Source organism: Vibrio sp. 378 (assembly GCF_033339435.1).
Map to the genome: position 1 here is coordinate 1 of NZ_JAWOUO010000371.1, position 805 is coordinate 805.

The following is an 805-nucleotide window of genomic DNA, read 5'->3' on the forward strand; positions in this document are numbered from 1 at the left end:
GTATTCGTGCCGCCAAAGAGGAACGTGTTCTTGTTACGACTCTGACCAAACGAATGGCGGAAGATTTAACGGAATATCTGCATGAGCATGATGTTCGTGTTCGTTATCTTCACTCCGACATCGACACGGTAGAGCGCGTCGAGATCATTCGAGATTTGCGCTTAGGTGAGTTCGATGTCTTAGTGGGTATCAACTTGCTTCGAGAAGGTTTGGATATGCCGGAAGTCTCGCTGGTGGCAATTTTGGATGCTGACAAAGAAGGTTTCTTGCGTTCAGAACGTTCACTCATTCAGACGATAGGTCGTGCTGCACGAAACATTGAGGGTAAAGCGATTCTCTATGCGGATAGCATTACAAAATCGATGAAAAAAGCGATGGATGAAACCAATCGTCGTCGTGAGAAGCAGCAAGCGTACAACGAGAAAATGGGCATTACGCCGCAAGCGTTAAAACGTAATATCAAGGATATTATGGAATTGGGCGACATTACTAAGTCCAAACGTCAACGCAATACTAAGCAAGTGCCACTGTCTAAAGTGGCTGAACCATCTCAAACTTACGAAGTGATGTCTCCACAACAATTGGAGAAGGAAATCAGTCGACTAGAAGCGGCGATGTACCAACATGCTCAGGATCTGGAATTCGAGCTTGCGGCTGAGAAGCGTGATGAAATAGAAAAACTGCGTGCGCAATTCATCGCGAATAGCTAGTTAACACGAAAAGCTGTTTCTAAAGAGATACTTGGAATAGGCAAAAAAAGAAGCCAATAGGCAGTCGGGTCTATTGGCTTGTTTTGTGAACATAT

Annotated in this window: 1 protein-coding gene; it reads left to right on the forward strand. The window is 44.7% G+C overall.

Translation table 11 applies throughout. The annotated features are described in order from the left end of the window. On the forward strand, positions 1 to 710 hold a 710-nt coding region (locus tag R7Q48_RS26345), incomplete at its 5' end, for a helicase-related protein (RefSeq protein ID WP_318133146.1). Positions 711 to 805: the final 95 nt, after the last annotated feature.